Here is a 26,998-nt window from a genome sequence, read left to right as displayed (position 1 = left end):
GGAATGCTTGTTCTGCGCTCCAGGCCGAAACGCGCGCTCGCCGTCCTCGTCGTGCTGGCCCTCGGCCTCACCATGACGCTGTATATGAGCCGGGCCGAGGCCGTCATCACGACGGCGTTCGGTCAGGAGTTCGGGACCAACGCGAACGGCGCGATCCTGATGCGGGGCAACGTCAACCTCGTGTGCCCCGCCGCGGCGACCGGCTGTTCGGGAGCCCAGGGCGGCACCGGGTCGACCTCGGACGAGACGTTGAACAACAACGGTTACGTCATGGAGGCCACCGGCGCCGACGCCGGCAACGGCATCATCAACTCCAGCAACGCCACCATCACCATGCCCGCGAACAGCACCGTGCTCTTCGCCGGGCTGTACTGGAGCGCGAACACGGCGGCCGGAACGAGCGGCGCGGCGGCCCTGACCGAGGCCGACAAGAACAAGGTAAAGATCACCGTGCCGAAGACGGCCGGCTGGCAGACCGTCACCGCCTCGCGGGTGGACGTCACCAACACGACGATCTACCAGGGCTTCGCGGACGTGACCTCGATGGTCGCCGGCGCCGGCAACGGGTTGTACTCGGTGGGCAACATCCAGGCCGGGACGGGCAAGGACCGGTACGCGGCGTGGTCGCTCGTCATCGCGTACCAGAACGCCTCGCTGCCCATGCGCGACCTGCGGGTGTACGACGGTTTCGGGATCGTCAGCAACAGCTCCACCAGCGTGGACATCACCGTCAACGGCTTCCTGACGCCCCCGGGCGGCAACGTCACCACCACCATCGGCACGGTCGTCTACGAGGGTGACCTCGGCAAGACCGGTGACGCGCTGAAGCTCAACGGCACCGCGCTGTCCGACGCGCGCAACCCCGCGGACAACTTCTTCAACAGCACCATCAGCGAGGGCGGCGCCCTGGTCACCGACCGGACGCCGGGCTTCTCCAACACGATGGGCCTGGACGTCGACCAGTTCGACGCGAGCAACAAGCTGGCGAACAGCGCCACCAGCGCGACGCTGACCCTGACCACGGCCGGGGAGATCTTCTATCCCGGTGTCGTCACGTTCACCACCGACCTCTACGCCCCCGACCTCACCGCCACGCTCACCGGCACCGACAAGACCGGCGACGCGGGCCGGCTGATGCCCGGCGACGAGATCGAGTACTCGATCAGCGTCAACAACAAGGGCAGCGACAACAGCGTCGCGACCGTGCTGACCGACGCGATCCCGGCCGGGACCACGTACGTCCCGGGTTCGCTGAAGATCGACGGCACCGCGAAGACCGATGCCGCCTCGGACGACACCGCCGACTACAGCAGCGGCCAGGGCAAGACCACGTTCCGGCTCGGCACCGGCGCCACCGCGTCCGCCGGCGGCACCCTGACCTCGAACGCGACCACCGTGGTGACGTACCGCGTCAAGGTCAACGACAACACCCCGTCCGCCACCGTCATCACCAACGTCGCGTCGCTGGCGTACAACGGTGACCACACCGGCCGCATGCTCACCGGCACGAGCAACGTCGTCACCGCGACCGTCGACAAGCCGGTCGCCGACCTGTCCGCCACGCTGACCGTCGGCCCCACCACGGTCCAGCGGGACGGCACCCCGGACGCGGTCGTCTACCAGATGTCGGTGAAGAACAACGGCACCGACCGCGAGCCGCTCGCCGTCGCGAAACTGACCCTGCCGGCCGGGGTCACCCCGGACTCGCTGCCGGCCGGCTGCACCCAGTCGGGCCAGGACATCACGTGTGCCCTGGGCGCGATCGTCGGCGGCGCCACCACGACCGTGGTGCTCAACACGCACGCCGGCAACACCGGGCCGCGCAGCTCGGTGGCGACCGCGGTCGCGTCCGGCTCCGGCACGGACAACACGGCCGGCAACAACACCGCCACCGCGACGCTGATCGTGAACACCCCGCCGAAGGCCGTCGACGACACCGTCACCACGAACACCGGCGTCGCCAAGATCATCACCGTGCTCGCCAACGACACCGACGACGACGGCGACACGCTGACCGTCGCCACCGGCACCGCCCCCGGGCACGGCACGCTGGTCGTCAACCCGGACAAGACCATCACGTACACCCCGGAAGCGGCGTGGGCCGGCAGCGACACCTTCACGTACGTCCTGAGCGACGGCAACAACGGCAGCTCGACGGCCACCGTCGTCGTGCACGTGGACAACGCGCCCCCGGTCGCCAACGCCGACCCGGCAAGCACCCCGGCGGGCACGATGGTCCCGATCGCGGTGCTCGCCAACGACACCGACGCGAACGGCGACCCGCTCTCCATCCTCTCGTTCACCCAGCCCGCCAAGGGTTCGGTGGTCCAGAACGGCACGTCGCTGGAATTCACCCCGAGCTCGGACCTCAAGGGCAACGCCACGTTCACGTACACCGTGTCGGACGGCCGGGGCGGCACCGCCGTCGGCACCGTCACGGTCACCGTCGCCAACGCCGGGCCGGTCGCCACGAACGACAGCACCACCACGGCGTACCTCACCGACGCGGTGATCGACGTGCTGGCCAACGACACCGACCCGAACGGCGACCCGAAAGCCATCGTCTCGGTCACCCAGCCGGCCAACGGCACCACCACGATCACCGCCGGGAAGATCACGTACAAGCCGGCGGCCACGTTCTCCGGCGTCGACACGTTCACTTACGTGATGGAGGACGACGAGCACGCCACCTCCACCGCGACGGTCACGGTGACCGTGCTGAACGCCCCGCCGACCGCCACCGGCACGGCCGTGAGCACCAACTACGCGGCCCCGGTCACGATCAACTGGGTCCCGCTGACCAACGACCCCAACGGGGACACCCTGCACGTCTCCGGCACCGGCACCCCGGCGCACGGCACCGTCGCGCTGGACGGCACCGGGAAGATCGTCTACACCCCGGCGAACGGGTACTCGGGCCCGGACTCGTTCGGTTACACCGTCTCGGACGGCAAGCCCGGTGGCACCGCCACCGCCACGATCACCGTCACGGTCGCCAACGGCGTCCCGGTGGCCACCCCCGACGTGGTGACCGCCCAGCGCAACGTCCCGCTGAGCGTGGCGGTGCTGGCCAACGACACCGACCCGAACGGCGACCCGCTGACCGTGACGGTCGACGTCGCACCGGCCCACGGCACCGCGGTGGTCCAGCCGGACGGCACCGTGCTGTACACCCCGGCGGCCGGGTACCAGGGCGCCGACACGTTCCACTACACGATCTCCGACGGCAAGCCCGGTGGCACCGCCGGCGCCACGGTCACGCTCGCCGTGGTGAACTCGGCGCCGATGGCCCAGCCGGACGCCGCGGTCACCCCGACGTCGACCCCGGTCACCATCGCCGTGCTCACCAACGACACCGACCCGAACGGCGACCTGCTCAGCGTCATCGGCACCACCGCCCCCGGGCACGGCACCGTCACGGTGTCCGGTGGTTCGCTGCTCTACACGCCGGCGCTCGGCTTCGCGGGGACCGACACGTTCACGTACACGATCGAGGACCCGGGCCACCTGACCGGCACCGCCGTGGTCACCGTGACCGTGCAGAACGCCAACCCGATCGCGGTCCCGGACACCGCCGTCGCCAAGGCCGGCTCCTCGGTCGTGGTCAAGGTGCTGGCCAACGACACCGACCCGAACCTGGGCCAGGTCCTGCGGGTGCTCTCGGTGACCAAGCCGGCGCACGGCACCGCGACCGTCAACCCCGACGGCACGGTCACGTACAGGTCCGACCCGGGCAGCACCGGCACCGACACCTTCGACTACGTCGTCACCGACGACCAGGGTGGCACCGACGTCGGCAGCGTGACCGTCACGATCGACGCGCCGCCGGTCGCGACGCCCGACAAGGCCACGACGAAGCCGGGCGCCGCCACGGTGATCGACGTGCTCGGCAACGACACCGACAGCAAGGGCTCGGCGCTGACGCTGGTCTCGGTCACCGCACCGAAGCACGGCACGGTGAAGATCGTCAACGGCAAGGTCAGCTACACCCCGGACGCCGGGTACGCGGGCCCGGACACCTTCACCTACCTCGTGCGCGACGCCGACGGTGGGGAGTCCACCGGCCAGGTCTCGGTGGACGTCGCGAACGCCGACCCGGTGGCGGTCACCGACCGCGCCGCGGTGATCAAGAACGGCAGGGCCGACATCGACGTGCTGGCCAACGACACCGACGTGAACACCGGGCAGAAACTCACCGTGACCTCGGTCGGGCCGCCGGCCCACGGCAAGGCCACGGTGACCGCCGACGGCAGGATCCGGTACGTGCCGGACGCGGGCTTCACCGGCACCGACACGTTCACCTACGTGATCAGCGACGGCAACGGCGGCAGCGCGACCGCCACGGTCTCGGTGACGGTCACCGACAGCGCGCCGGTCGCGCTGCCCGACGAGCGCACCACCGCGTACGAGCAGGCCGTGCGGATCAAGGTGCTCGGCAACGACATGGACCCGAACGGCGACCCGCTGACCGTGGTCGGCGTGACCCAGCCGGAGCACGGCACGGTGACGTTCACCGGGACGTCGGTGAAGTACACGCCGCCGAAGGGCTGGTCCGGGACCGCGTCGTTCACGTACACGATCAGCGACGGGAGCACGACCTCGACGTCCACGGTCACGGTCACGGTCGGTGCACCGCCGGCCGTACCGGACAAGACCGCGACCGCCCTGCCGTCCACCCCGGTCAAGATCGACCTGCCGACGGTGGACAAGCACAACACCGAGGTCACCGTGGTCAGGATCGGCAAGCCCGCGCACGGCACGGCGAAGCTGAACGCCGACGGCACGGTCACCTACACGCCGGACGACGGCTTCGCGGGGGCGGACAGCTTCTCGTACTCCGCGGTCGACGCCTACGGCAACATCGCCAGTGGCACGGTCAAGGTCACCGTGACCGGGCCGAACGCCGCGCCGAAGGCCAAGGACGACGCGGCCGCGGTCAAGGCCGGCAAGTCCGTGGTGATCAAGGTGCGGGACAACGACAAGGATCCGAACGAGGACCCGCTGACGGTGGTCAAGGTCAGCAAGCCCCGGCACGGCAACGCCGTGGTCAACGCCGACGGGACCATCACGTACGCGCCGGACGACGCGTACCTCGGCGGGAAGGACACGTTCACGTACACGGTCAGCGACGGCCGCGGGGGCACCGACACCGCGACGGTGACCGTGTCCGTGCACCAGGCGGGCAGCCAGAATACCGACGGCGGGTTCCGGCTCCCGAAGACCGGTGCCGACATCGCGTCGGTCGGTGGGGTCGGCATCCTGACCCTGATCGTCGGAGCCGCGCTGTTCTTCTTCGGCGACCGCAACCAGGGCCCCGGCCGGCACCGCCCGGGCAGGCACGCCGGCAGCCGATGAAATGAGCCTGCGCCCCCGCCGCACCCGAACCGCACCCGGCGGTTCATAACGTCAGACGAGCCCGGACCACCAGGTCCGGGCTCTTCTGTGCGCCCGTGATCCGGGTGCCTGGACCGACAAGGGCTCGCATGCCTGCTCTGCGCACCGCACCGCACCGCGCGCTCGCCATCCTGGTGGTGATCGCCGTCGGCATCGCCATGACCTTCTACGTGAGCCGGGCCCAGGCGGTCATCACCACCCCGTTCGCCACGACGTTCGCCATCAACACCAACGGTGCGATCGCCCTGCGCGGCAATGCGAACCTCACCTGCCCGACCGCGGCGACCGGCTGCACCGACGCGCTCAACGCCGTCGGCACGGGCGAGGCGCTGAACAACAACAACTACGTCATGGCCAACGTCGGTGCGGACGCCGGCCAGGGCATCTTCAACTCCAGCAGCGCCACGGTGGCGCTGTCGGCGGACAGCACGGTCCTGTTCGCCGGGCTGTACTGGAGCGCGAACACCACGGCCGGGACCTCCGGTGCGGTGGCGCCCTCGGCCGCGGACAAGGACAAGGTCAAGTTCCAGGTCCCCGGTTCGGCGACCTGGACCACCGTCACGTCCACGGAGACCAACGTCGACCCGTCCACCAGCGCCTACCAGGGTTACGCGGACGTCACCTCGATGGTCACCGGAGCCGGCAACGGGTCGTACGCGGTCGGCAACATCCAGGCCGGCACCGGCAAGGACCGCTACGCCGGGTGGGCGCTCGTCATCGCGTACCGCAATCCCGCCCTGCCCATGCGCGACCTGCGCGTCTACGACGGTTTCGGCGTCGTCAGCAGCGGCTCGAGCAGCGTCAACATCACCGTCGACGGCTTCCAGACCCCGCAGTACGGCACGGTCACCACCGCGATCGGCACCGTCGTCTACGAGGGTGACCTCGGCAAGAACGGTGACGTGCTGAAGCTCAACGGCACCGCGATGACCGACGCCAAGAACCCGGCCGACAACTTCTTCAACAGCACGGTCAGCGAGGCCGGCGCGTCGATCGGCTCGCGGACGCCGAACAACCTCAACCTGCTCGGCGTCGACGTGGACCAGTTCGACGCGTCCGGGCGGCTGGCCAACAACGCCACCAGTGCGACGCTGACGCTCACCACCACCAACGAGACGTTCTACCCGGGCGTCATCACGTTCAGCACCGACCTGTACGCGCCGAACCTGACCGCCACGATGACCAGCTCGGATGTCAACGGCGGCGACCTGATGCCGGGCGACGAGATCGAGTACGTGGTCTCGGTGATCAACGACGGCACCGACGACGCGATCGAGTCGGTGCTGACCGACGCGATCCCGGCCGGTACCACGTACGTCCCGGGCTCGATGAAGATCGCCTCCACCGCGGTCACCGACGCGACCGGCGACGACACCGGCGAGTTCGTCACCGACTCCGCGCAGGGCACCGGCACGTACCGGATCGGCACCGGAGCCACCTCCAGCGCCGGCGGCATGCTGATCCCGAACGCCACCACGACCATCACCTTCCGGGTACGGGTGAACGACTCCGTCCCGACCGGCTTCACCGTCACCAACCTCGCGAACGTGTCGTACACCGGAGCGCACACCGGCCGGAAGATCGCCGGGTCGAGCAGCGCCACCGGGGTCGCCGTGACCCAGCCGCAGTCGGATCTGTCCGCCGCGCTGACCGTCGCTCCCGGCATCGTGCAGCGCTCGTCCTCGCCGGCCGCGGTCACGTACACGGTCTCGGCCACCAACAACGGCCCGCAGCGGGAGCCCCGCGCGGTCGCGATCCTGACCCTGCCGGCCGGCGTCACCGCGGGCACACTGCCCGCCGGTTGTGTCGCGGCCGGCCAGGTCGTCACGTGTCAGCTGGGCGCGCTCGCGATCAACACCACCGGCACCGCGCAGATCCCCGCCACGGTCGCGAACACCGCCGCCGCCTCCGCGGTGGCCTCCGCGACCGTGTCCGGCGGCGGCAACGACAGCAGCGGGGGCAACAACACCGTCACCCGTACGCTCGCCGTCAACACCGCCCCGCAGGTGCGCGACGACCCGGGCCGCACCACGAACACGGACCAGGCCGTCACGGTGACCGTGCTGGCCAACGACACCGACGCGGACAACGATCCGCTGAGCAGCAGCGTCGCCACCGCACCCGGGCACGGCACCGCGGTCGCGAACGCCGACGGGACCGTCACGTACACGCCGGCCGCCGGCTGGGCGGGGACCGACACGTTCACGTACCTCGCCGCCGACGGGCGCGGCGGCAGCGGCACGGCCACCGTGACCGTGATCGTCGCCAACGCCGCACCGGTCGCCACCGACGACACCACCGGCACCCCGGCAGCCACATCGGTCACGCTGAACCCGCTGACCAACGACACCGACGCGAACGGTGACACCCTGTCGGTCACCGCGGTCACCCAGCCCGCCTCCGGCACGGTCACGTTCACCGCGACCTCGGTCACGTACGTCCCCACGGCGAGCTTCGCCGGGGTGGCCACGTTCGGGTACACCGTCTCCGACGGCCGGGGTGGCACCGCGACCGGCCAGATCCGGGTCACCGTGGCCAACGCCGCGCCGGTCGCGGCGAACGACGTCGCGACCACGGATTACCACACCGACGTGGTGATCGACGTGCTCGGCAACGACACCGACGCCAACGGTGACACCCTCGGCATCACCGCGGCCGCCCAGCCCGCGCACGGCACCACGGTCGTGGCGTCGGGCAAGGTCACGTACCAGCCGGCCGCCGGGTTCTCCGGGACGGACACGTTCACGTACACGATCTCCGACGGCCACGGCGGCACCGGCACCGCCACCGTCAGCGTGACCGTGGCGAACGCCCGGCCCACCGTGACGACCACGAACCTGACCGCCCCGACCGGGTACGGCACCCCGGTCACCGTCGACGTGCTGGCCACCGCCACCGACCCGAACGGCGACCCGCTCGGCGTCACCGGTGTCACCGCCCCGGCGCACGGCACCGTCGTGCTCGACGGGACCGGCAAGCTCGTCTACACGCCGGCGACCGGGTACTCGGGACCGGACAGCTTCGATTACACGATCTCCGACGGCAACGGGGGCACGGTCACCGGCACGGTCAGCGTGACCGTCGCCAACGGCATCCCGGTGGCGCTGCCCGACGCGGTCACCGGCGAGGCCAACACCCCGGTCACCATCGCGGTGCTCGCCAACGACAGCGACCCCAACAACGACCCGTTGACCGTGACGATCGACCAGGCCCCGGCCCACGGCACCGCGACCGTCGGCGCCGACGGCACGGTCGTGTACACCCCGGTGGCCGGCTTCCGTGGCGGCGACGGCTTCCATTACACGATCTCCGACGGCCGGGGCGGCACCGCCGGCGCCGCGGTCACCATCACCGTGGTGAACTCGCCGCCGACCGCCGGCCCGGACTCCGGCAGCACGCCCACCGACACCCCGCTGACGCTCGACGTGCTCGCCAACGACACCGACCCCAGCGGTGACGCGATGACGATCACCGGGTTCACCAACGGCGGCCACGGCACGGTCGCGCTGACCGCCGGGAAGCTCGTGTACACCCCGCACAAGGGCTTCGCCGGGCCGGACACGTTCACGTACGCCATCGAGGACCCGGCGCACGGCACGTCCACCGCCGTCGTCACCGTCACCGTGCAGAACGCCAAGCCGATCGCGGTGCCGGACTCCGCGTTGGCCCAGCCGGGCATGACGATCACCGTCAAGGTGCTGGCCAACGACACCGACCCGAACATCGGCCAGACGCTGCGGGTGGCCTCGGTCAGCACCCCGGCCAAGGGCATCGCCGCGGTCCGCCCGGACCAGACGATCTCGTACACCGCGGACCCGACGAGCACCGGCACGGACACGTTCGACTACGAGGTCACCGACGACGCCGGCGGCACCGACACCACGACCGTCACGATCATCATCAACTCGCTGCCGATCGCGGCCGCCGACAAGGCCACCGCGCCGTCCGGCAAGCCGGTGGACATCGACGTGCTCGCCAACGACACCGACTTCGACGGCGAGGCGATCGGCCTGGTCTCGGTGACCCAGCCGAAGCACGGCACCGTCGCGATCGTCAACGGCAAGGCCCGCTACACCCCCGAACCCGGGTACGCCGGGGCGGACGCGTTCACATACCTCGTGCGCGACGCCTCCGGTGGCCAGTCCACCGGCCGGGTGTCGGTGACCGTGGACAACGCCGACCCGCTCGCCGCACTCGACCAGGGCGCGGTGGCCAAGGGCGGGAAGACCGTCATCGCCGTGCTCGCCAACGACAGCGACGTCAACCCGGGCCAGCAGCTCACCGTCACGACGATCGGCACCCCGGCGCACGGCCGGGCCACGCTGACCGCTGACGGCAAGATCCTGTACGTGCCGGACGCCGGTTACCAGGGCAGCGACCGCTTCGACTACACGATCAGCGACGGCAACGGCGGCACCTCCACCGGCACCGTCGTGGTGACGGTCACCGGCAGCGCCCCGGTCGCGCTGCCGGACACGCGGGAGACGCCGTACCAGCGCTCGCTCGCGATCCCGGTGCTGGACAACGACATGGACCCGGACGGCGACGCGCTGACCGTCATCGGTGTGACCCAGCCGGCCGACGGGACCACCACGTTCACCGCCGGCGCGGTCACGTACTTCCCGCCCGCGCGCTGGTCGGGCAAGGCGTCGTTCACGTACACGATCAGCGACGGCACCGAGAAGTCGACGTCCACGGTCACCGTCGTGGTCGGGGACCCGCCGGCCGTACCGGACAAGGCGGCGCAGGCCCCGCCGGCCACCCCGGTCACGATCGCGCTGCCGGTCAAGGACAACAACGACAAGGCGGTCACCGTGGTCAAGGTGGGTCGACCCGCCCACGGCACGGCCAAGCTGAACGCCGACGGGTCGGTCACGTACACGCCGGAACCGGGCTTCGCGGGCGCGGACAGCTTCTCGTACTCCGCGATCGACGCGAACGGCAACATGGCCACCGGCACGGTCAAGGTCACCGTCGCCGGGCCGAACGCCGCGCCGAGGGCCACCGACGACACGGCCGCCGTCGACGCCGGGAAATCCGTGGTGATCAAGGTGCGGGACAACGACAAGGACCCGAACGAGGACCCGTTGACGGTGGTCAAGGTCAGCAAGCCCCGGCACGGCAACGCGGTGGTCAACGCCGACGGGACCATCACGTACGCGCCGGACGACGCGTACCAGGGCGGGAAGGACACGTTCACGTACACGATCAGCGACGGCCAGGGCGGCACCGCCACGGCGACCGTCACCGTGACCGTGCGCCAGGTGTCCACCACCCCGACCACCACCGAGGCGGGATTCAACCTGCCCAGGACCGGCGCCGACGCCATGACGGTCGGCGGGATCGGCGTCCTCACCCTGATCGTAGGCGCGGCGCTGGTCTTCTTCGGCGGCACGACCGGTCAGCGTGGGCCGGGCCGGCACCGGCCGGGCAAGCACAGCGGGGTCAACCCGTGACGGCTTCCCCGATCCACGCCGGTCCCCTTTAATGAGGATCTCCACTCCAACCCGGCCCGGAGGCGCCCATGCCCGCAGTGACTCTGGCCATCGCCGGGGCCGGCCTCCGGGGCGAGACCTACGCCCGGCACGCGATCGCCGGCGGACGCGGCCGGGTCGTGGCGATCGCCGAGCCCGACACCCACCGACGGCACCGCCTCATGGCCGAATTCGACATCGACCCCCAGCACGCGTACGAGGACTGGCGCGACCTGGCCGCCCAACCGCGCCTGGCCGACGCGGTGATCGTCGCCACTCAGGACCGCATGCACGCCGGGCCGGCCGTGGCCTTCGCCGACCTCGGCTACCACATCCTGCTCGAGAAGCCGATGGCCCCGACCGAACCGGAAGCCACCGCGATCGCTGAAGCCGCGATCCGCAACAAGGTGATCTTCGCTGTCTGTCATGTGCTGCGCTACACGCCGTATACGCGAATGGTCCGGCAGTTGCTCGCCGAGGGAAAAATCGGCCGGCTGGTCAGCGTGCAGCACCTCGAACCGGTCGGCTGGTGGCATCACGCGCACTCGTTCGTGCGGGGCAACTGGCGGCGCTCCGACACCTCCGGGCCGATGCTGCTCACCAAGAGCTGCCACGACATCGACTGGCTCGTCCACCTTTTCGGCAGCAACCCGACCCGGGTCAGCTCCTTCGGCAGCCTCACCCACTTCCGGGCCTCCGAGCGCCCCGCCGAGGCCGCCGACCGGTGCATGGACTGCCCGCTGAAGCAGACCTGCCCGTACTCCGCGGAGAAGTTCTACCTGGCCGCCCTCGCCGACGAGTCCCAGCACTTCTGGCCCCTGGGCGCGATCACCACCGAGTTCACCGAGCCCGCCGTCCGCGAGGCGCTGCGCACCGGCCCGTACGGCCGCTGCGTGTACGCGAGCGACAACGACGTGGTCGACCATCAGGTGGTGACCATGGAGTTCGCGGACGGGGCCACGTGCTCGTTCACGATGAGCGCGTTCACCCCGGCGGAACACCGGCACACCCGGCTCCTCGGCACCCACGGCTACCTTGACGGAGACGGCCGCTCGGTCCGCTACGTCGACTTCCGGACCGGCCACGAGGAGACCATCGACGCTTTCGGCGAGGCCGGCCCGACCGCGGCGGACGGCCACGGTGGCGGCGACGAGGCCCTGACCGAGGCATTTTTGGCAGCGGTGGCGGCGGGCGACCCGAGCCTGCTGTCCTCGGACGCAACCCAGAGCCTGGCCACCCACCGAGTGGTCTGGGCCGCCGAGGAAGCCCGCCGCACCGGAACCGTAATCACCCTCGCCGGCTGAACCGGTCCCGATCAGGCTCAACCGCCCTCCACAATGCCTGGCAGGCACGCGCCAGCTGCCAGTGTGGCGACCACACCCCGCCAGGCACGGTCAGCACGCGTCACTGCCGCCGGATTTGTTCGGGTATCGGCCCCGCCAGGCTTGATTGGCACGCACCACCCCTGCCGGACTTGGGTGGGTATCTGCCTCAGCGGGCCCGGACGGTATGCACCACAACTGCGGACTTGGCCTTTGTGTGCCACCGCCGACGGGACGCTCCACCCGGCCGGCCCTGACCGGCGAACGCCATAGCCGCGCTTGGGCGGTACGCGCGCGCCACCACCGCCGGGCCTGGCCAGCAAGTCCACCGCCGGGCTTGTGCGGCAAACGTCACCGCTGGGCTTGGGCGGCAAGTCCACCGCCGGGCCTGGCCAGCAAGTCCACCGCCGGGCCTGGGCAGCAAGTCCACCGCAGGGCCTGGGCAGCACACTTCACTGCCGGGCTTGGGCCGGCACACGAGCCACCCCGGCCGACCCTGACCGGCAAACGCCACCGCCCGACTTTGACAGCACGCGCCACCCCCGCCGGCTTCGGCCGGCAACCGCCATCGCCGCGCTTGGACGGTACGCGCCGCCCCTGCCAGGCTCAGACGGTGACCACCACGCCGGACTTGGGCTGAATGCTCCACCCACCGGGCTTATCGGGTGACCACCACGCCGGGCTTGGGCGGGACGCTCCACCCGCCAGGCTCAAAGGGTGACCACCAACCGCTGAGCCTGGGCGGAACGCTCCACCCCGCCGGGTTCAAAGGGTGACCACCACCGCTGAGCCTGGGCGGGACGCTCCACCCCGCCGGGATTGGGCGAGAGGGCCGTCGGTGGGCACGGAAAAGCGGGCCATCCCGGAGGACGGCCCGCTTTCTCAGATGGTGCCTGGTGGGGCTGGACTCAGAAGTCCATGTCCCCGCCGCCGGGGGCGGCCGGGGCCGGGTTCTTCTCCGGCTTGTCGGCCACGACGGCCTCGGTGGTGAGGAACAGCGCGGCGATCGACGCGGCGTTCTGCAGCGCCGAGCGGGTGACCTTGGCCGGGTCGATGATGCCCGCGGCCAGGAGGTCGACGTACTCGCCGGTCGCGGCGTTCAGGCCGAAACCGAGCTCGAGGTTGCGCACCTTCTCGGAGACGACGCCACCCTCGAGGCCGGCGTTGACGGCGATCTGACGCAGCGGGGCGTCGAGCGCGACGCGCACGATGTTCGCGCCGGTGGCCTCGTCGCCGACCAGGTCGAGCTTGTCGAACGCGGTCTTGCCGGCCTGGACCAGCGCCACGCCACCGCCGGGGACGATGCCCTCCTCGACGGCCGCCTTCGCGTTGCGAACGGCGTCCTCGATGCGGTGCTTGCGCTCCTTGAGCTCGACCTCGGTGGCCGCGCCGACCTTGATGACCGCAACGCCGCCAGCCAGCTTGGCCAGGCGCTCCTGCAGCTTCTCGCGGTCGTAGTCGGAGTCCGACTTCTCGATCTCGGCGCGGATCTGGTTGACCCGGCCCTGGATCTGCTCGGCGTTGCCGGCACCGTCGACGATGGTCGTCTCGTCCTTGGTGATGACGATCTTGCGGGCCGAGCCGAGCAGGCTCAGGTCGGCGGCGTCGAGCTTGAGGCCGACCTCTTCGCTGATGACCGTGCCACCGGTGAGGATGGCGATGTCGTCCAGCATGGCCTTGCGGCGGTCACCGAAGCCCGGGGCCTTGACGGCGACGGACTTGAAGGTGCCACGGACCTTGTTGACGACCAGGGTGGCCAGGGCCTCGCCCTCGACGTCCTCGGCGATGATCACGAGGGGCTTGCCGCCCTGCATGACCTTCTCCAGGACGGGGAGCAGGTCCTTGACCGCGGAGATCTTGCTGTTCGCGATGAGGATGTACGGGTCGTCGAAGACGGCCTCCATACGCTCCGCGTCGGTCATGAAGTAGGCCGAGACGTAGCCCTTGTCGAAGCGCATGCCCTCGGTGAGCTCGAGCTCGAGACCGAAGGTGTTGCTCTCCTCGACGGTGATGACGCCTTCCTTGCCGACCTTGTCCATGGCCTCGGCGATGATCTCGCCGACCGTGGAGTCACCGGCGGAGATGGAGGCGGTGGAGGCGATCTGCTCCTTCGTCTCCACGTCCTTCGCGATCTTGCTCAGCTCGTCGGAGACAGAGGCGACAGCGGCCTCGATGCCCCGCTTGAGGGCCATCGGGTTCGCGCCGGCCGCGACGTTGCGCAGACCCTCGCGGACCAGCGCCTGGGCCAGCACGGTCGCCGTCGTCGTGCCGTCACCGGCGACGTCGTCGGTCTTCTTGGCGACCTCCTTGACCAGCTCGGCGCCGATCTTCTCGAAGGTCCCCTCGAGCTCGATCTCCTTGGCGATCGACACACCATCGTTGGTGATGGTGGGAGCGCCCCACTTCTTTTCAAGGACGACGTTGCGGCCCTTGGGACCGAGCGTCACCTTGACGGCGTCGGCGAGCTGGTTCATACCACTCTCGAGGCCGCGACGAGCTTCCTCGTCAAATGCGATGATCTTGGCCATACGGCTGTGTCCTCCTGGACATTCGCGGTGCCGGGCCTCCTCGGCCCCGCTCTCCGCTGGTTGCGGAACGCTGCGGACGTCGCCACCTGGCGATGCGACGTCCTCAGGTCGAGCCGGCTAGCCCGCGACGACCGGTCCCGTGCCTCGGCGCCGATGGCAGCACCTCGGCCGTGACCCCACCGGGTCGACCTGTTTGGCACTCACATGTCGCGAGTGCCAATGACCTGTTTAGCACTCTGGGGGGTCGAGTGCAAGGACAACAGCCATGTCCGGAGGGGCTGCGCAACACCTTCTTGATCACGATGCGTGAACGATCCTGGGTACCGGGGTCCAACGTCGCGGACGGAGGTGACGGCGGTCACCCGTACCGGCGATGGACCGATCGACCAAAAGCCCGTATTGCCGTCTATCCATGCGCGAATAGTGTTCCCCTGTGGGCTTTTTGCCGGTTTTTACATAGACGCGTACGGGAGTCCGGCAGCAAGTCCGCAGCCTCCCCGACCCCACGCGGAGCGCCTCTCCACAGTATCGCGAAAGCGGTGCGATAGTTACTGAACGTCACCACCTCCGGGAGCCCCGTGGCCCGGGCTTGCCGCACGTCGCCGCAGGGGGTATTCAAAAAACATGACCAGCACTCTGGCCCCACCGATGACCGTGCACCGGGTCACCCCCGAGGACGCGGCCCGGATGCGTGCCCTGCGCCTCGAGATGCTGGCCGACAGCCCGCTGGCTTTCCTCGAGACGCTGGCCCAGGCGGCGGCCCGCCCACACGCCGACTACCGGCGCCGGATCGTGCAGGCCTCCAGAGGCGACCAGCTCGCCCAGTTCGTCGCGGACCCGGGCGGCCGACTGGTGGGCCACGCGGGCGGCACCGTCCTGCCCGAGTGGCCGGGCGCCACCGTGGTGTTCGCGGTCTACATCACGCCGGCCTTCCGCGGCCGGGGCGTGCTCGGCGCGCTCGTGGACGCGGTCGCGGAATGGTCGCTGGCGATCGGGCGCAGCGAACTGGTGCTCGAGGTCGTGGTCGGCAACGACCGGGCGGTCCGGGCCTACGAACGGCTCGGCTTCGAGGACACCGGCGCCCGGGTCCCCCACCCGTCGGTGCCCGGTCTCAAGGAACTCCAGATGCGCCGCCGGGCATGAACCGGCCCGCCGCCACCGGGTGGTGGGCACGGACGCGGGCGGTACTCAACGCGGTGAACGGTACGACCGGGGTGGGGCTCGCCGTGGCCGTGCTCAGCGGTGCCCGGGTGCGGCGGGGACGGGACGGCATCCTGGTGGCCGAGGGCTACCGGCGCCGGGTGCCACCGGCGCACTGTTTCACCATCGGGTCGGTGGTGATCACCCGCCGGAGCGCCGAGTGGCTGTTGCACGGGGATCGCGCCGGGCTGTTCGCGCATGAGGCCCGGCACGCGGGGCAGTATGCCGCGCTCGGGCCGGTCTTCTGGCCGGCCTACTGGGTGGCCTGCGGTTACTCGTGGGCGACGACCGGCTGTTACGGCAGTCGCAACGTGTTCGAGCGGCATGCCGGGCTGAGCGGCGGCGGCTACGTGGAATCCCCGCTGCGCCCGGCCCTGCGCCGGGTCACGCGGCAAGCCGAAAGCCCAAGGCGAGGCACGCCGACCAGCCGGTGAGGCGGCGCGCCGGCCGCGCAGGAGAGCCGCGAATCGGGCAGCGACCGGCCAGCAGCAGCGCAGCGAACACCGGCCGGCGAGGCAGCGGGGGTGGTCAGATGGTTGCCTGCCACTGGGTCCAGGTTTCGCGGCGCTGGAAGCCGAGGGAATCGTTCACTCGGAGCATCGCGGCGTTGGCGCTCGCGTTGAAGGTGTCGATCGCCTGAAGGTCGGGGCGGGCGCTGCGGGCGTACGAGAGGTTGCTGATCTTGATGGTCCGGCCCAGGCCGTGGCCGCGGTGGTCCGGGTCGACGATGGTGATCTGTTGCCAGGCCTGCCAGCGGATGTCGTTGGGGCAGGTCAGCTGGGTCCACGCGATGGCGCGGCCGGTTTCGGTGTGTATCGCCGCGACGTTGAAGGACGTGCGGTTGCGGGACACTATCGCCTGCTCGGACTGACGGAACCGGGTGGCGTCGATCTTCTCGGCCTCCACCGCCAGGTCTCCGTTGGGCGCGTCCGTCATGAGCCGGCTGTCGAGGTAGGCGAGGTCGTCGACGTGCTCGTCGGGCGCGTGGTCGGTCCAGTGGGCGAGGCGGTAGCCGTCCGCTACCGGAGCGGTGAGACCCAGGGCGTCGAAGTCGGCCACGTCGAGGCGGCTGCGGGTCTCGGCCAGACCCGCCGTGGCACCCATCGCGGTGGCGAAGGCCGGGCCGTCCGGGAGGCGGTCGACGGTCGGGGCGATCAGGTGGGACCGGCCGTGGGCGTGGGCGCGTTCGGTGGCCAGTGTGTACAGCGCGCGGCCGAGGCCCTGGCGCCTACGAGAAGGGTGCACCGCCAGCTGGACGTGGCCGAGGGTGAGGTTGTCGAGGGTCGGGAAGTTCAGTTCGAGCACGCCCGCGACATGCCCGTCGCCGGCTCGGGCGATGTAGTGCTCGCACGTGTGTCCCGGCCAGGGCTGATGGATGCGGGCGCGGAACGCCGCGTGTGACCAGTAGGGGATGTCCGGGGTGTCCGCCTCGGCGGAGGCCTGGTTGACGAGATAGGCCGCGTCTTCGTCGGTGGGGCTGAGCGGGGTGATGTCCACCCGGCGTATGGTCCCCCGGAAAGGGGGCCGGCGTAAGCGAATTTTGGTCGAGAGGGCGCGCGCACAGTGCCTCCGGCGCTGGGTCGTTGGGCCCCTAGGAGATTGTCGCCAAGCTCAAAGGTGGGGCCTCGTACGGCGTCGCGCCCTCCCGCGTAGAGCATCCTGCCGATCCCGTGGGTCCCGCGCAAGACCTCGCGGGTAGGAATTCTCGACAGTGGGCAGAGAGCTGGTTACGCAGAGTCAGCCGAGCAGGCCGGCCTCGCGGGCGCCCTTCAGGGACGGCTTGATCGTGTGGGTCGGGCCGACCAGACCGGCGACCGCGTCGATGGTCTTGAGGCCTTCGCCGGTGTTGTAGACGACGGTTTCCTTCTCGGGGTCGAGCTTGCCACTCTCGACGAGCTTCTTGAGCACCGCGACGGTGGTGCCGCCGGCGGTCTCGGCGAAGACACCGGTGGTACGCGCGAGCAGCCGGATGCCCTCGCGGATCTCGTCGTCGTCGGCGTAGTCCATCCAGCCGCCGGTGCGCTTGACCGCTTCGATGGCGTACACGCCGGCCGCCGGGTCGCCGATGTTGAGCGACTTGGCGATACCGGTGGGCTTGACCGGGGTGATCGTGTCGGTGTCCCGGTGCAGCGCGGTGGCGATCGGGTTGCAGCCGGCCGACTGGGCGCCGAAGACCGTCCAGCCACCCTCGGGCGCGTCGACCAGGCCGATCTCGACGAGTTCGCTGAACGCCTTGTCCACCTTGGTGAGCAGTTCGCCGGAGGCCATCGGGATGACGACCTGGGCCGGGATGCGCCAGCCGAGCTGTTCGGCGACCTCGTAGCCCAGCGTCTTGGAGCCCTCGGCGTAGAACGGGCGCACGTTGACGTTGACGAACGCGGTGTCCTCGAACTCGTCGGTCTCGACCAGCTCGCCGCAGAGACGGTTGACGTCGTCGTACGAGCCCTCGATGGCGACCAGCTCCCCGCCGTACACCGCGGTGGTGATGATTTTGCCGGGTTCGAGATCGCTCGGGATGAACGTGATGGAGGGGACGCCGGCCCGGGCGGCGTGTGCGGCGACCGAGTTGGCCAGGTTGCCGGTGGACGCGCAGGCGAAGCGGGCGAAGCCGAGCTCGCGGGCGGCGGTCAGGGCGACGGAGACGACCCGGTCCTTGAACGAGTGGGTCGGGTTGGCGGAGTCGTCCTTGACCCACAGCGGGGCGCGCAGGCCGATCTCGGCGGCCAGGGCCGGGGCGCTGACCAGCGGGGTCATGCCGGGGTCGAGGGTGACCCGGGTGGCCGGGTCCTGACCGGCGGGCAGCAGCGCGGCGTAGCGCCAGATGTTCTGCGGGCCGGCTTCGATCTGCTCGCGGGTCACCGCGGCGAGGGCGGCCTGGTCGTAGGCGACTTCCAGGGGGCCGAAACACTCGTAACACGCGTGCTGCGCGGCGAGCGGGAATTCCGCACCGCAACCGCGGCAGACAAGCGCGCGGGCGGGGCTGGTGGTGGTGCTGGGGGCGTCGACGGTCGACGTCATGGCGGGCTCCTTCTCATCTTCCCCGGCTCGGAACGCCGGGACGGAATTAGCACCTGCCACGAGCGTGGTGGTTGCCGGGGTTTCATCGGGCCGTGTCCCTCTACCCCTCTGGATGAGGTATTCAGTTGTGTGACGGCCAGTTTACGTGGCGGTACGGCGTAGAAGCCCACGCAATCCCGAGGTGTGAGCGAACCCTCGTTGATTAAATCGACATACATCGATGGATTCACAGCTGATTCTTAGGTTCGGATCCGCCGGGACACCCTAACCTCCATAGACAGTCATGGATTGTTAGCGCTCTGTTCACCTGGAGGTCCCGGTGCCCCGGCTCACGCTGTTTCTGATCGACCTTGTCGCCGTGAGCGTCCTGGTCTTCGGCCTCTACTTCCCCCGGCACCGGCGTCGTGACCTGGTGACCGCGTACCTGGGCGTCAACGTCGGCGTGCTCGCCGTAGCCGGGGCGCTGACCTCCAGCACCGTCGGCGCCGGGCTCGGCCTCGGCCTGTTCGGCGTGCTCTCGATCATCCGGCTGCGCTCGACCGAGCTCGACCAGCACGAGGTCGCGTACTACTTCTCCGCCCTGGCCCTGGGCATCCTCGGACCGCTCGGCGGCGACGTCATCTGGGTCCCGCCGGTGCTGATGGCCCTGGTCATCGGCGTGATGTACGTCGGCGACCACCCCCGGATCTTCCGCAGCTACCGGCGCCAGACCGTGGTGCTCGACGAGGCCATCACCGACGAGACCGCGCTGACCGCCCGGCTCGAACAGGTGCTCGGCGGGCGGGTGCACAAGGTCACGGTCGAACGCGTCGACCTGGTCACCGAGACCACCACGGTCGAGGTGCGCTACTCCCATCCCGTACTCGTGAAAGAGAGCGTGCCCGCGTGATCGCCGAGACCCTGGACCGGCTCGCCCCGATCGGGCTGGCCGAGCTGACCGACCGCGCCGAGCTGATGACCCGCCGGGACCGCAAGTACGTGCTGCGCCGGGCCGACCTGCACGCCCTGCTGCCGGCCCTCACCCGCAACGCCCGGCCGCTCGACATCGACGGCCTGCGACTGTTCCGCTACGCCTCGGTGTATTTCGACACCCCGGAGCTGACCAGTTACCGCCTCACCGCGCTGCGCCGGCGCCGCCGGTTCAAGGTCCGGACCAGGACGTACGTGGATTCCGGCACCTGCTGGCTGGAGGTCAAGACCGAGGCCGGCCGCGGGGGCACCGCCAAGAACCGGCTCCCGCACCCGCCGGACGACCATCACGACGTGACCCCGGGCCGCTGGTTCGTCGACCGCCTGCTCGGGGCGGAACCGGGACTGCTGGGACCGGTCGTGGCCACGCACTACCACCGGGCGACGTTGTTCCTGCCCGACTCGCAGAGCCGGCTGACCATCGACGTCGACCTGACCTGGTCCGACCTGGGCACCGCCACCCAGCTCAGCCTGCCGGACCTCGTGGTGGTCGAGACGAAGACCCGGACCGTGGCGGCCGAGGCCGACCGGCTGCTCTGGGCGCACGGACACCGCCCGATCGCGATCTCGAAGTACGCGACCGGCCTCGCGGCGATGCGCCCCGACCTCCCCTCAGGACCGTGGCGCCGCCTCCTCCGGCGTCATTTCTCCCCCTCTTAAGGAGCGCTGAATGCGCAAGACCCTCGTCCCCGTCGCCGTTCTGATGGCGACCCTCATCGCGGTCCCGGCACCGGTGTATGCGGCGGCCGGCCCCGCCGCGGCTCAAGCCCTGGCGGCCAACGCCCCGGATCACGACGATCCGGCCGACCACACCTGGAGCACCGCCACCGAGATCGCGGTCACCCTGACCGGCACCGGAGCCACCTCCACCGGACCGGGCGTCACCATCAGCGGCAGCACGGTGACGGTCACCGCCGCCGGGACCTACCGCTTCTCGGGGTCGCTCACCAACGGGCGGATCGTCGTGAACAGCACCGGCACCGGCATCGTGCGGCTGATCCTGGCCGGCACGAGCGTCACCAGCGCCACCGCGGCGCCGCTCGCGGTGACCGCCGCCGACGAGATCATGGTGGTGCTGGCCGACGGCACCACCAACAGCCTCACCGACGCCGCCGCGTCGACCCAGACCGCGGCCCTGTTCAGCGAGGCGGACCTCACCCTCACCGGCAACGGCGCACTGACCGTACGGGGTAACGCCGCGGACGGTATCGCCACCGAGGACGGCCTGGTCATCGACGCCGGGGCGCTCACGGTCAACGCCGCCGACGACGGGATCCGGGGCCAGGACTATGTCTATCTGACCGGCGGCACGCAGCAGGTCACCGCCGGTGGCGACGGGATCAAGTCCAACGAGGACACCGACACCACGAAGGGGTACGTGTACCTGGGCCCCGGAACCCGTACGGTCACCGCCGCCGGGGACGGTGTCGACGCGACCACCGACGTGATCGTCGCGGGCGGCGGCCTGTCCGCGACCACCGGCGGCGGCGCCACCACGACCCCGGGGGAGAACTCGGCCAAGGGCGTCAAGGGCGGTGCGCTCGTGGTGCTCAGCGACGGCACGGTCAACGTCAACTCCTCCGACGACGGCGTGCACTCCAACGTGCGGATCACCATCGACGGCGGCGCCCTGACCGCGGCCAGCGGTGACGACGCGGTGCACGCCGACACGGCGCTCACCGTCTCGGCCGGCACGGTCACGGTGACCAGGTCGTACGAGGGACTGGAAGCCATGCAGACCACGCTGGCCGGCGGCACGATCACCGTCACCGCGACCGACGACGCCGTGAACGCGGCCGAGGAGGGCGTGCCCGAGATGCAGAACGCCCCCAACGCGTTCATCAAGGTGACCGGCGGCGTGGTCACCGTCAACGGCGGCACCGACGGCCTGGACAGCAACGGCATCCTGGCCATCTCCGGCGGGACGGTGGTGGCCAACGGCTCGCCGACCCGGGGTGGTGGCGAGGGCGGTCTGGACTCCAACGGCGCGCTGACGATGACCGGCGGCACCATCGTGGCCACCGGCGTGACCGCGTCGACCAGCACGCTGCCGACCAGCGGGCAGGGCTGGGTGGCGTACTCGTTCTCCGCCAACCAGCCCGCCGGCACGGTGTTCCACCTGGCCACGACGTCCGGCACCCAGCTGGCGTCGTTCCGGTCGACCCGGGTGCTGAAGGGCGTGATCTTCGACCTGAGCACGATCACCCGGGGCACCCAGTACCGCGTCTACACCGGCGGTTCGGTGTCGGGCACCGCGGTCGGCGGCGGCCTGTACACGGGCGGCACGCTCTCCGGCACCCTGGTCGCCACGGTGACGGCCGGCTCGGGACGCGCCTGATCGCAGCGCCGAGCCCTCATATGCCTGCTTTGTGGGGGTTCGGCGCGCTTCAGGAACGGGGTGGCGCCGGGTGCATAGGGTGACGCACGTCATCGTCGCCCCATGAGGAGGTCCGGCTTGAGTGCCGTGCTGGAGATAGCGGGTCTGCAGAAGACCTACCGCAGCCGGAAGGGGGTGCGTAAGGCCCTCGACGGCTTCGACATGGTCGTCGAGGCCGGGCAGGTGGACGGCTTCCTCGGACCCAACGGATCCGGCAAGACCACCACCCTGCGTACGCTGCTCGGTCTGATCCGCCCCAACGGCGGCCGGATGGCGATCCTCGGCCAGGAGGTGCCCCGGGCCCTGCCCGAGGTCTCCAAGCAGGTCGGCGCGATCGTGGAGAGCCCGCAGTTCTTCGGGAACTTCTCCGCCCACGACACCCTGTCACTGCTCGCCGACGCCGGTGGCATCGAGAAGCGCCGGGTCGTCGAGGTGCTCGAACTGGTCGGCCTGCGGGACCGTTCCAAGGACCGGGTCAAGACGTACTCGCTGGGCATGAAGCAGCGGCTCGCGGTCGCGTCGGCCCTGCTCAAGAACCCGAAGCTGCTGATCCTGGACGAGCCGGCGAACGGCCTCGACCCGGGCGGCATCCGGGAGATGCGCACCCTGATGGCGGACCTCTCCGCCTCGGGCATGACGGTCCTGCTCTCCAGCCACATCCTCGGCGAGATCCAGCTGATCTGCGACTCGGTCACGGTCATCTCGGCCGGGCGCCGGGTCGCCGCCGGGTCGGTCAGCGACATCCTGGCCCAGCACGCCACTTCTTCCGTACGCGTCCGGCTGGAAGCGGTCGCCGACCTGACCGCCTCGGCCGCCGCGTTGCGGGACATCGGGGGTCAGGTCGTCGTCGAGACGGACCACCTCACGGTCACCGGGATCGCCCAGCCCAGCGCGATCACCCGGACGCTGGCCGGCCGCGGCGTCTACGTCAGCGAGCTCAGCCCGGTGTCGGTCGACCTGGAGAGCGTCTTCCTGGAGCTGACCGGCACCGCGCCGGTCCAGGGCGAGAATCGGCAGGTGGACCAGTCGGCGCTGTCGGCGGCCGCCCCGGCACAGGGCGGCGGGTGGGGACGATGAGCCTGTACACAGCGGAGACCCGGCGGCTCACCAAGCGCCGTTTCACCCGGTTCTTCTCCATCGGCGTGGTGCTCGTGCTGGCCGCGATCGTGGTCGGCATGTTCTTCACGAACAACAAGCTCACCCCCGAGCGGATGGCGGGCGCCCAGGTCGAGGCCGACCAGGCGTACCAGCAGGCGATCAAGGACTCCGCCGAGCAGAAGAAGCTCTGCCTGGCCAACTCGCCGAACCCCGACGTGGAGTGCGCGAACTGGTACGAACCGCAGCCCGAGGACTTCCAGGCCGAGTGGTACATGCCGGCCACGTTCCTGTTCGAGGAGCAGTTCCCGCTGCTGGTCACCGCGCTGGCGGCGATCCTGGCGGTCGCCGCGTTCGTGATCGGGGCGACGTTCGTCGGGGCCGAATGGCACAGCGGCGGCATGATGAACCTGCTGCTCTGGCGGCCCCGGCGGCTCCAGGTGCTGGGCACCAAGCTGGGCGCGCTGCTCGTCGCGCTGACCGCGGCCACGGTGGTGTTGTCGATCGTCTACACCGGCCTGCTGGCGCTGGTCGCGAACCTGCGCGGCACGCTCGACGGGATGACGTCGGGCACCTGGCAGTCGTTCGCGCTGATGGAGCTGCGCGGGCTGGTCGTGGTGCTGGTCGCCGGTGCGATCGGGTTCGGGCTCGCCTCGATCGGCCGGCACACCGCGGTGGCGATGGGCGTCATCATCGGCGTCCTGGTCGTGTTCCAGTTCGGCCTGGGCACCATCCTGGCGATCGCGGAGGTGAAGTTCGTCGAGGCATACCTCATCCCGGCGTGGCTCAGCGCCTGGATGGACAAGGAGATCAAGCTCGAGGACTACAACAGCTGCGTGCCCACGCCGACCGGGTGCGAGTCGGACACGCTGACCCTGCACTGGCCGGCCGCCGGCGGCATCATGGCGTTCCTGCTGGTCGCCGTGGTGGGCACCGCTATGTGGACCATGCGTAAGCGCGACATCACATAAGGCGACATTGCCTGGAAGGCGCGCGTGGGGGACCGTCGGCTGCGAGTATTACGGCGGTCCCCCTTTCGTGTTCGGCCGCCGCTGAGGAACCCGCATGCAACCCGACATCCCCGCACCTCGCGACGGCGAGGAACCGGCCCCGGCCCCGGCGCTCTCCGACCGTGAACAGCAGATCCTCGCGTTCGAGCAGAAGTGGTGGAAACACGCGGGCGCCAAGGAGCAGGCGATCCGGGACGCCTTCGAGCTGTCGTCGACCCGCTACTACCAGTTGCTGAACGGACTGCTCGACAACCCGGCCGCGCTGGAGCACGACCCGGTGCTGATCGGCCGGCTGCGCCGCCTGCGATCGACCCGGGCCCGCACCCGCCGTCGTTAATGCGTCGACGCGTACGCGGCCAGCGCCGCCACCTGGCCGGGATCGAGTGACGCCCGCACCCGCTTGCGCGCGGTCGCCACGTTGTCCGCCGTCACGGTCGTCGCGTCGAGCGACTCCCGCATCGCCGACAGCGCCGCTTCTCTGATCAGGGCCGCGCAGTCCGCGGCCGAGAAACCCTCCAGGTCGATGGCGAGCGCGTCCAGGTCCACCGCCTCGTCCAGCGGCACCGTCTTGGCCGACGCCCGCAGGATCGCCGCGCGGGCCTCGGCGTCCGGTGGCGGCACGAACACCAGGCGCTCCAGCCGGCCCGGGCGCAGCAGCGCCGGGTCGATCAGGTCCGGGCGGTTGGTCGCGCCGATCACCACCACGTTGCGCAGCGCCTCGACGCCGTCCAGCTCGGTGAGCAGCGCCGCCACCACCCGGTCGGTCGTGCCGCCGTCGGTGGACTGGCCCCGGGTCGGCGCCAGGGCGTCCACCTCGTCGAGGAAGACCAGGGTCGGGGCGGCCTCCCGGGCGCGGCGGAACAGCTCCCGGACGGCCCGCTCGCTGTCACCGACCCATTTGCTCAGCAACTCGGCACCCTTGACCGACAACACGTTCGCCTTTCCCGTACCCGCGATGGCTTTGACCAGGAAGGTCTTGCCACACCCGGGCGGGCCGTAGAGGAGCACGCCGCGCGGTGGCTGCACGCCGAGGCGGGCGAACGTGTCCGGATAGGTCAGCGGCCACAGCACCGACTCGGTCAGCACCTCCTTGACCTCGGCCATGTCGCCGACGTCGTCGAGCGTGACCTGGGCGACCTCCAGCGTGGACTCGGCCATCGAGGTGGGCCGGACCACGTCCAGCGCGGCCTCGAAATCGTCCATCGTGACGGTCGGCGACTCGGCGTCCTTCTGCCGCAGCGCCGCGTGCACCCCGGCCTCCCGGGCCAGCGCACCCAGGTCGGCGGCCACAAAGCCCGGGGTCCGCCCGGCCACGTCGTCCAGCCGCACGTCCTCGGCCAGCGGCATCCCCCGGGTCAGCACCCGCAGCTGCTCGCGGCGCATCGCGGCATCGGGCAACGGCACCGCGAGTTGTACGGCCAGCAGGTCCGGAGCCCGCAACGTCGGGTCCACCGACTCGGGGCGGCTGGTCGTGCACACCACGGCCGCGCCGGAACCCACCAGGTCGGTCAGGACCTGCCGGAACACGGTAGCGAGCGGTCCCGGGTCGGCACGGGGCGCGAGCGCCTCCACGTCGCTGATCAGTAGCAGGCCCCGTGCGGTGTTCTTGACGTCCCGGGCCAGGTCCCGCAGCCGGGTCGCGGCGGAGTCGTTCGTCAACGCGGCCAGCTCCGGTGCCCACACCGCGCGCACCTCGGCGCCCACGCCCGCGCCGACCGCGCGGACCAGGGCCGACTTGCCCGAACCGGCCGGACCGGTGACCAGCACGCCCAGCGAGACCGTGGTGCCGAGCCGGCTGAGCACCTCACCGTGGTGGAAGCCGAGGTCCAGCAACTCGGTGAGCTCCTGCGCCTGGGCCCGCAGCCCGGGCAGGTCGTCCAGGCTCGGCGGGGGCGTGGCCGGGTCGGTCGAGGCCGGTTCCTGGGCCGCCACGGGCGCGGGCTCGGTGCGTGCCGAATAGGGCTCCTGACCCTGCCAGCCGACCACGGTGTCCATCGTCACCAGCGCGGCGTCCTGCTCGGCCACGTCGACCACCTGCAGCAACTGACTCGTCCACAGGTAGCCGACCCGGTTGGACAGACTCCGCTTGGCGCCCTCGACCAGCGCGCGGTGCTGGGGCACGTCCTGCGGCAGCAGCGACACGTCGTCCCCGGCGGTGACCACCTTGCCGAGCAGCGCCAGCCGCAGCATCTCGCTGGTCACCACCGCGGTGATCTCCGGCGGCCCGGCCAGCGTGACCCGCCGGGCTGCCACGACCGGCACCGGCCGCACGGTCACCTCGTCGCCGTCGCGCAGCTGCAGGTTGCCGATGGTCAGGTCGTCGGCGTACAGGGCCGCGCGGCTCGCCCCCGCCTCGGCCCGGGCCGCGACCGCCGCCGAGGTGCGCCGCCCGGTGAGCCGCAGCGGGTCGCCGGGGTTGATCGCCAGCGCGGCCATCACCTCCGGATGCAGCCGCACGATGCCCCGCCGCGGGAGCTGGCCGGGTCGTTCGTGCACGGTCAGGGTGAGGTCTTCGGGCACGGGAAGCCTTCCGTGGGTGGTGACGTGCGGCTGGTTGACACGGTATCCCCGCGGTACGAACGGCGGCCGGATGAACCTGCGGGTTGTTGAG

The 26,998-nt window shown here is 70.6% G+C and carries 15 protein-coding genes and 1 riboswitch; of the genes, 11 read left to right on the top strand and 4 right to left on the bottom strand.

The window, feature by feature from the left end; translation table 11 throughout:
* Positions 1 to 3 precede the first annotated feature (3 nt).
* From ACIA6A_RS10455 to ACIA6A_RS10445, 3 genes are all read left to right on the top strand, one after another.
* Entirely contained in the window at positions 4 to 5,355 is a 5,352-nt protein-coding gene (locus tag ACIA6A_RS10455) for a beta strand repeat-containing protein (RefSeq protein WP_396097227.1), read from the top strand.
* Between the two features lie 128 nt (positions 5,356 to 5,483).
* Positions 5,484 to 10,850, top strand: coding sequence for an Ig-like domain-containing protein (locus ACIA6A_RS10450; RefSeq protein ID WP_396097226.1), 5,367 nt, complete (start codon positions 5,484 to 5,486; stop codon positions 10,848 to 10,850).
* Positions 10,851 to 10,918: 68 nt separating this feature from the next.
* Complete coding sequence (locus ACIA6A_RS10445; protein WP_396097225.1) at positions 10,919 to 12,172, top strand: Gfo/Idh/MocA family protein; 1,254 nt, start codon at positions 10,919 to 10,921, stop codon at positions 12,170 to 12,172.
* A gap of 926 nt (positions 12,173 to 13,098) precedes the next feature.
* Here ACIA6A_RS10445 and groL read toward each other — a convergent pair.
* The gene (groL, locus tag ACIA6A_RS10440; protein WP_396097223.1) at positions 13,099 to 14,718 is read right to left on the bottom strand and encodes a chaperonin GroEL; all 1,620 of its coding nucleotides are present in this window, start codon (positions 14,716 to 14,718) and stop codon (positions 13,099 to 13,101) included.
* A gap of 624 nt (positions 14,719 to 15,342) precedes the next feature.
* On the opposite strand from groL, the gene ACIA6A_RS10435 reads away from it, so the two are divergent.
* Both ACIA6A_RS10435 and ACIA6A_RS10430 read left to right on the top strand, forming a co-directional pair.
* Positions 15,343 to 15,861 (top strand): GNAT family N-acetyltransferase, encoded by a 519-nt coding sequence (locus tag ACIA6A_RS10435; RefSeq protein WP_396097222.1) that lies wholly within the window; start codon positions 15,343 to 15,345, stop codon positions 15,859 to 15,861.
* A gap of 53 nt (positions 15,862 to 15,914) precedes the next feature.
* Positions 15,915 to 16,352: a hypothetical protein gene (locus ACIA6A_RS10430; RefSeq protein ID WP_396097221.1), complete on the top strand. Its 438-nt coding sequence runs from the start codon at positions 15,915 to 15,917 to the stop codon at positions 16,350 to 16,352.
* 94 nt (positions 16,353 to 16,446) lie between these two features.
* Here the strand turns inward: ACIA6A_RS10430 and ACIA6A_RS10425 are convergent, their stop codons facing one another.
* Positions 16,447 to 17,415, bottom strand: a complete 969-nt coding sequence (locus ACIA6A_RS10425; protein ID WP_396097220.1) for a GNAT family N-acetyltransferase — start codon at positions 17,413 to 17,415, stop codon at positions 16,447 to 16,449.
* A gap of 240 nt (positions 17,416 to 17,655) precedes the next feature.
* Positions 17,656 to 18,936, bottom strand: a complete 1,281-nt coding sequence (gene thrC / locus ACIA6A_RS10420; RefSeq protein ID WP_396097219.1) for a threonine synthase — start codon at positions 18,934 to 18,936, stop codon at positions 17,656 to 17,658.
* Between the two features lie 10 nt (positions 18,937 to 18,946).
* Positions 18,947 to 19,055: riboswitch (SAM riboswitch) on the bottom strand.
* 239 nt (positions 19,056 to 19,294) lie between these two features.
* On the opposite strand from thrC, the gene ACIA6A_RS10415 reads away from it, so the two are divergent.
* The 6 genes from ACIA6A_RS10415 to ACIA6A_RS10390 all read left to right on the top strand — a co-directional run bounded on the left by ACIA6A_RS10415 (position 19,295) and on the right by ACIA6A_RS10390 (position 24,724).
* Complete coding sequence (locus ACIA6A_RS10415; protein ID WP_396097217.1) at positions 19,295 to 19,825, top strand: DUF4956 domain-containing protein; 531 nt, start codon at positions 19,295 to 19,297, stop codon at positions 19,823 to 19,825.
* Entirely contained in the window at positions 19,822 to 20,565 is a 744-nt protein-coding gene (locus tag ACIA6A_RS10410) for a polyphosphate polymerase domain-containing protein (protein ID WP_396097215.1), read from the top strand. The genes ACIA6A_RS10415 and ACIA6A_RS10410 overlap by 4 nt, the downstream gene beginning before the upstream one ends.
* Before the next feature lie 10 nt (positions 20,566 to 20,575).
* Complete coding sequence (locus tag ACIA6A_RS10405; RefSeq protein WP_396097214.1) at positions 20,576 to 22,243, top strand: carbohydrate-binding domain-containing protein; 1,668 nt, start codon at positions 20,576 to 20,578, stop codon at positions 22,241 to 22,243.
* A 117-nt stretch (positions 22,244 to 22,360) separates the two neighbouring features.
* Positions 22,361 to 23,359: an ATP-binding cassette domain-containing protein gene (locus ACIA6A_RS10400; protein ID WP_396097213.1), complete on the top strand. Its 999-nt coding sequence runs from the start codon at positions 22,361 to 22,363 to the stop codon at positions 23,357 to 23,359.
* Positions 23,356 to 24,348 carry an ABC transporter permease subunit gene (locus ACIA6A_RS10395; RefSeq protein ID WP_396097212.1) on the top strand — a complete coding sequence of 331 codons (993 nt, stop codon included), beginning with the start codon at positions 23,356 to 23,358 and terminating at the stop codon, positions 24,346 to 24,348. The genes ACIA6A_RS10400 and ACIA6A_RS10395 overlap by 4 nt, the downstream gene beginning before the upstream one ends.
* 94 nt (positions 24,349 to 24,442) lie before the next feature.
* On the top strand, positions 24,443 to 24,724 hold the full coding sequence (locus ACIA6A_RS10390; protein ID WP_396097211.1) for a DUF3263 domain-containing protein: 282 nt from the start codon (positions 24,443 to 24,445) through the stop codon (positions 24,722 to 24,724).
* Here ACIA6A_RS10390 and ACIA6A_RS10385 read toward each other — a convergent pair.
* Positions 24,721 to 26,907: an AAA family ATPase gene (locus ACIA6A_RS10385; protein WP_396097210.1), complete on the bottom strand. Its 2,187-nt coding sequence runs from the start codon at positions 26,905 to 26,907 to the stop codon at positions 24,721 to 24,723. The two genes, ACIA6A_RS10390 and ACIA6A_RS10385, sit on opposite strands and share 4 nt — an antisense overlap.
* Between the last annotated feature and the right edge of the window lie 91 nt (positions 26,908 to 26,998).

The organism is Actinoplanes sp. NPDC051494 (assembly GCF_044454705.1).
In the GTDB taxonomy this organism is placed as follows: Bacteria; Actinomycetota; Actinomycetes; order Mycobacteriales; family Micromonosporaceae; genus Actinoplanes.
This window is presented reverse-complemented; position numbering and strand designations above follow the sequence as displayed.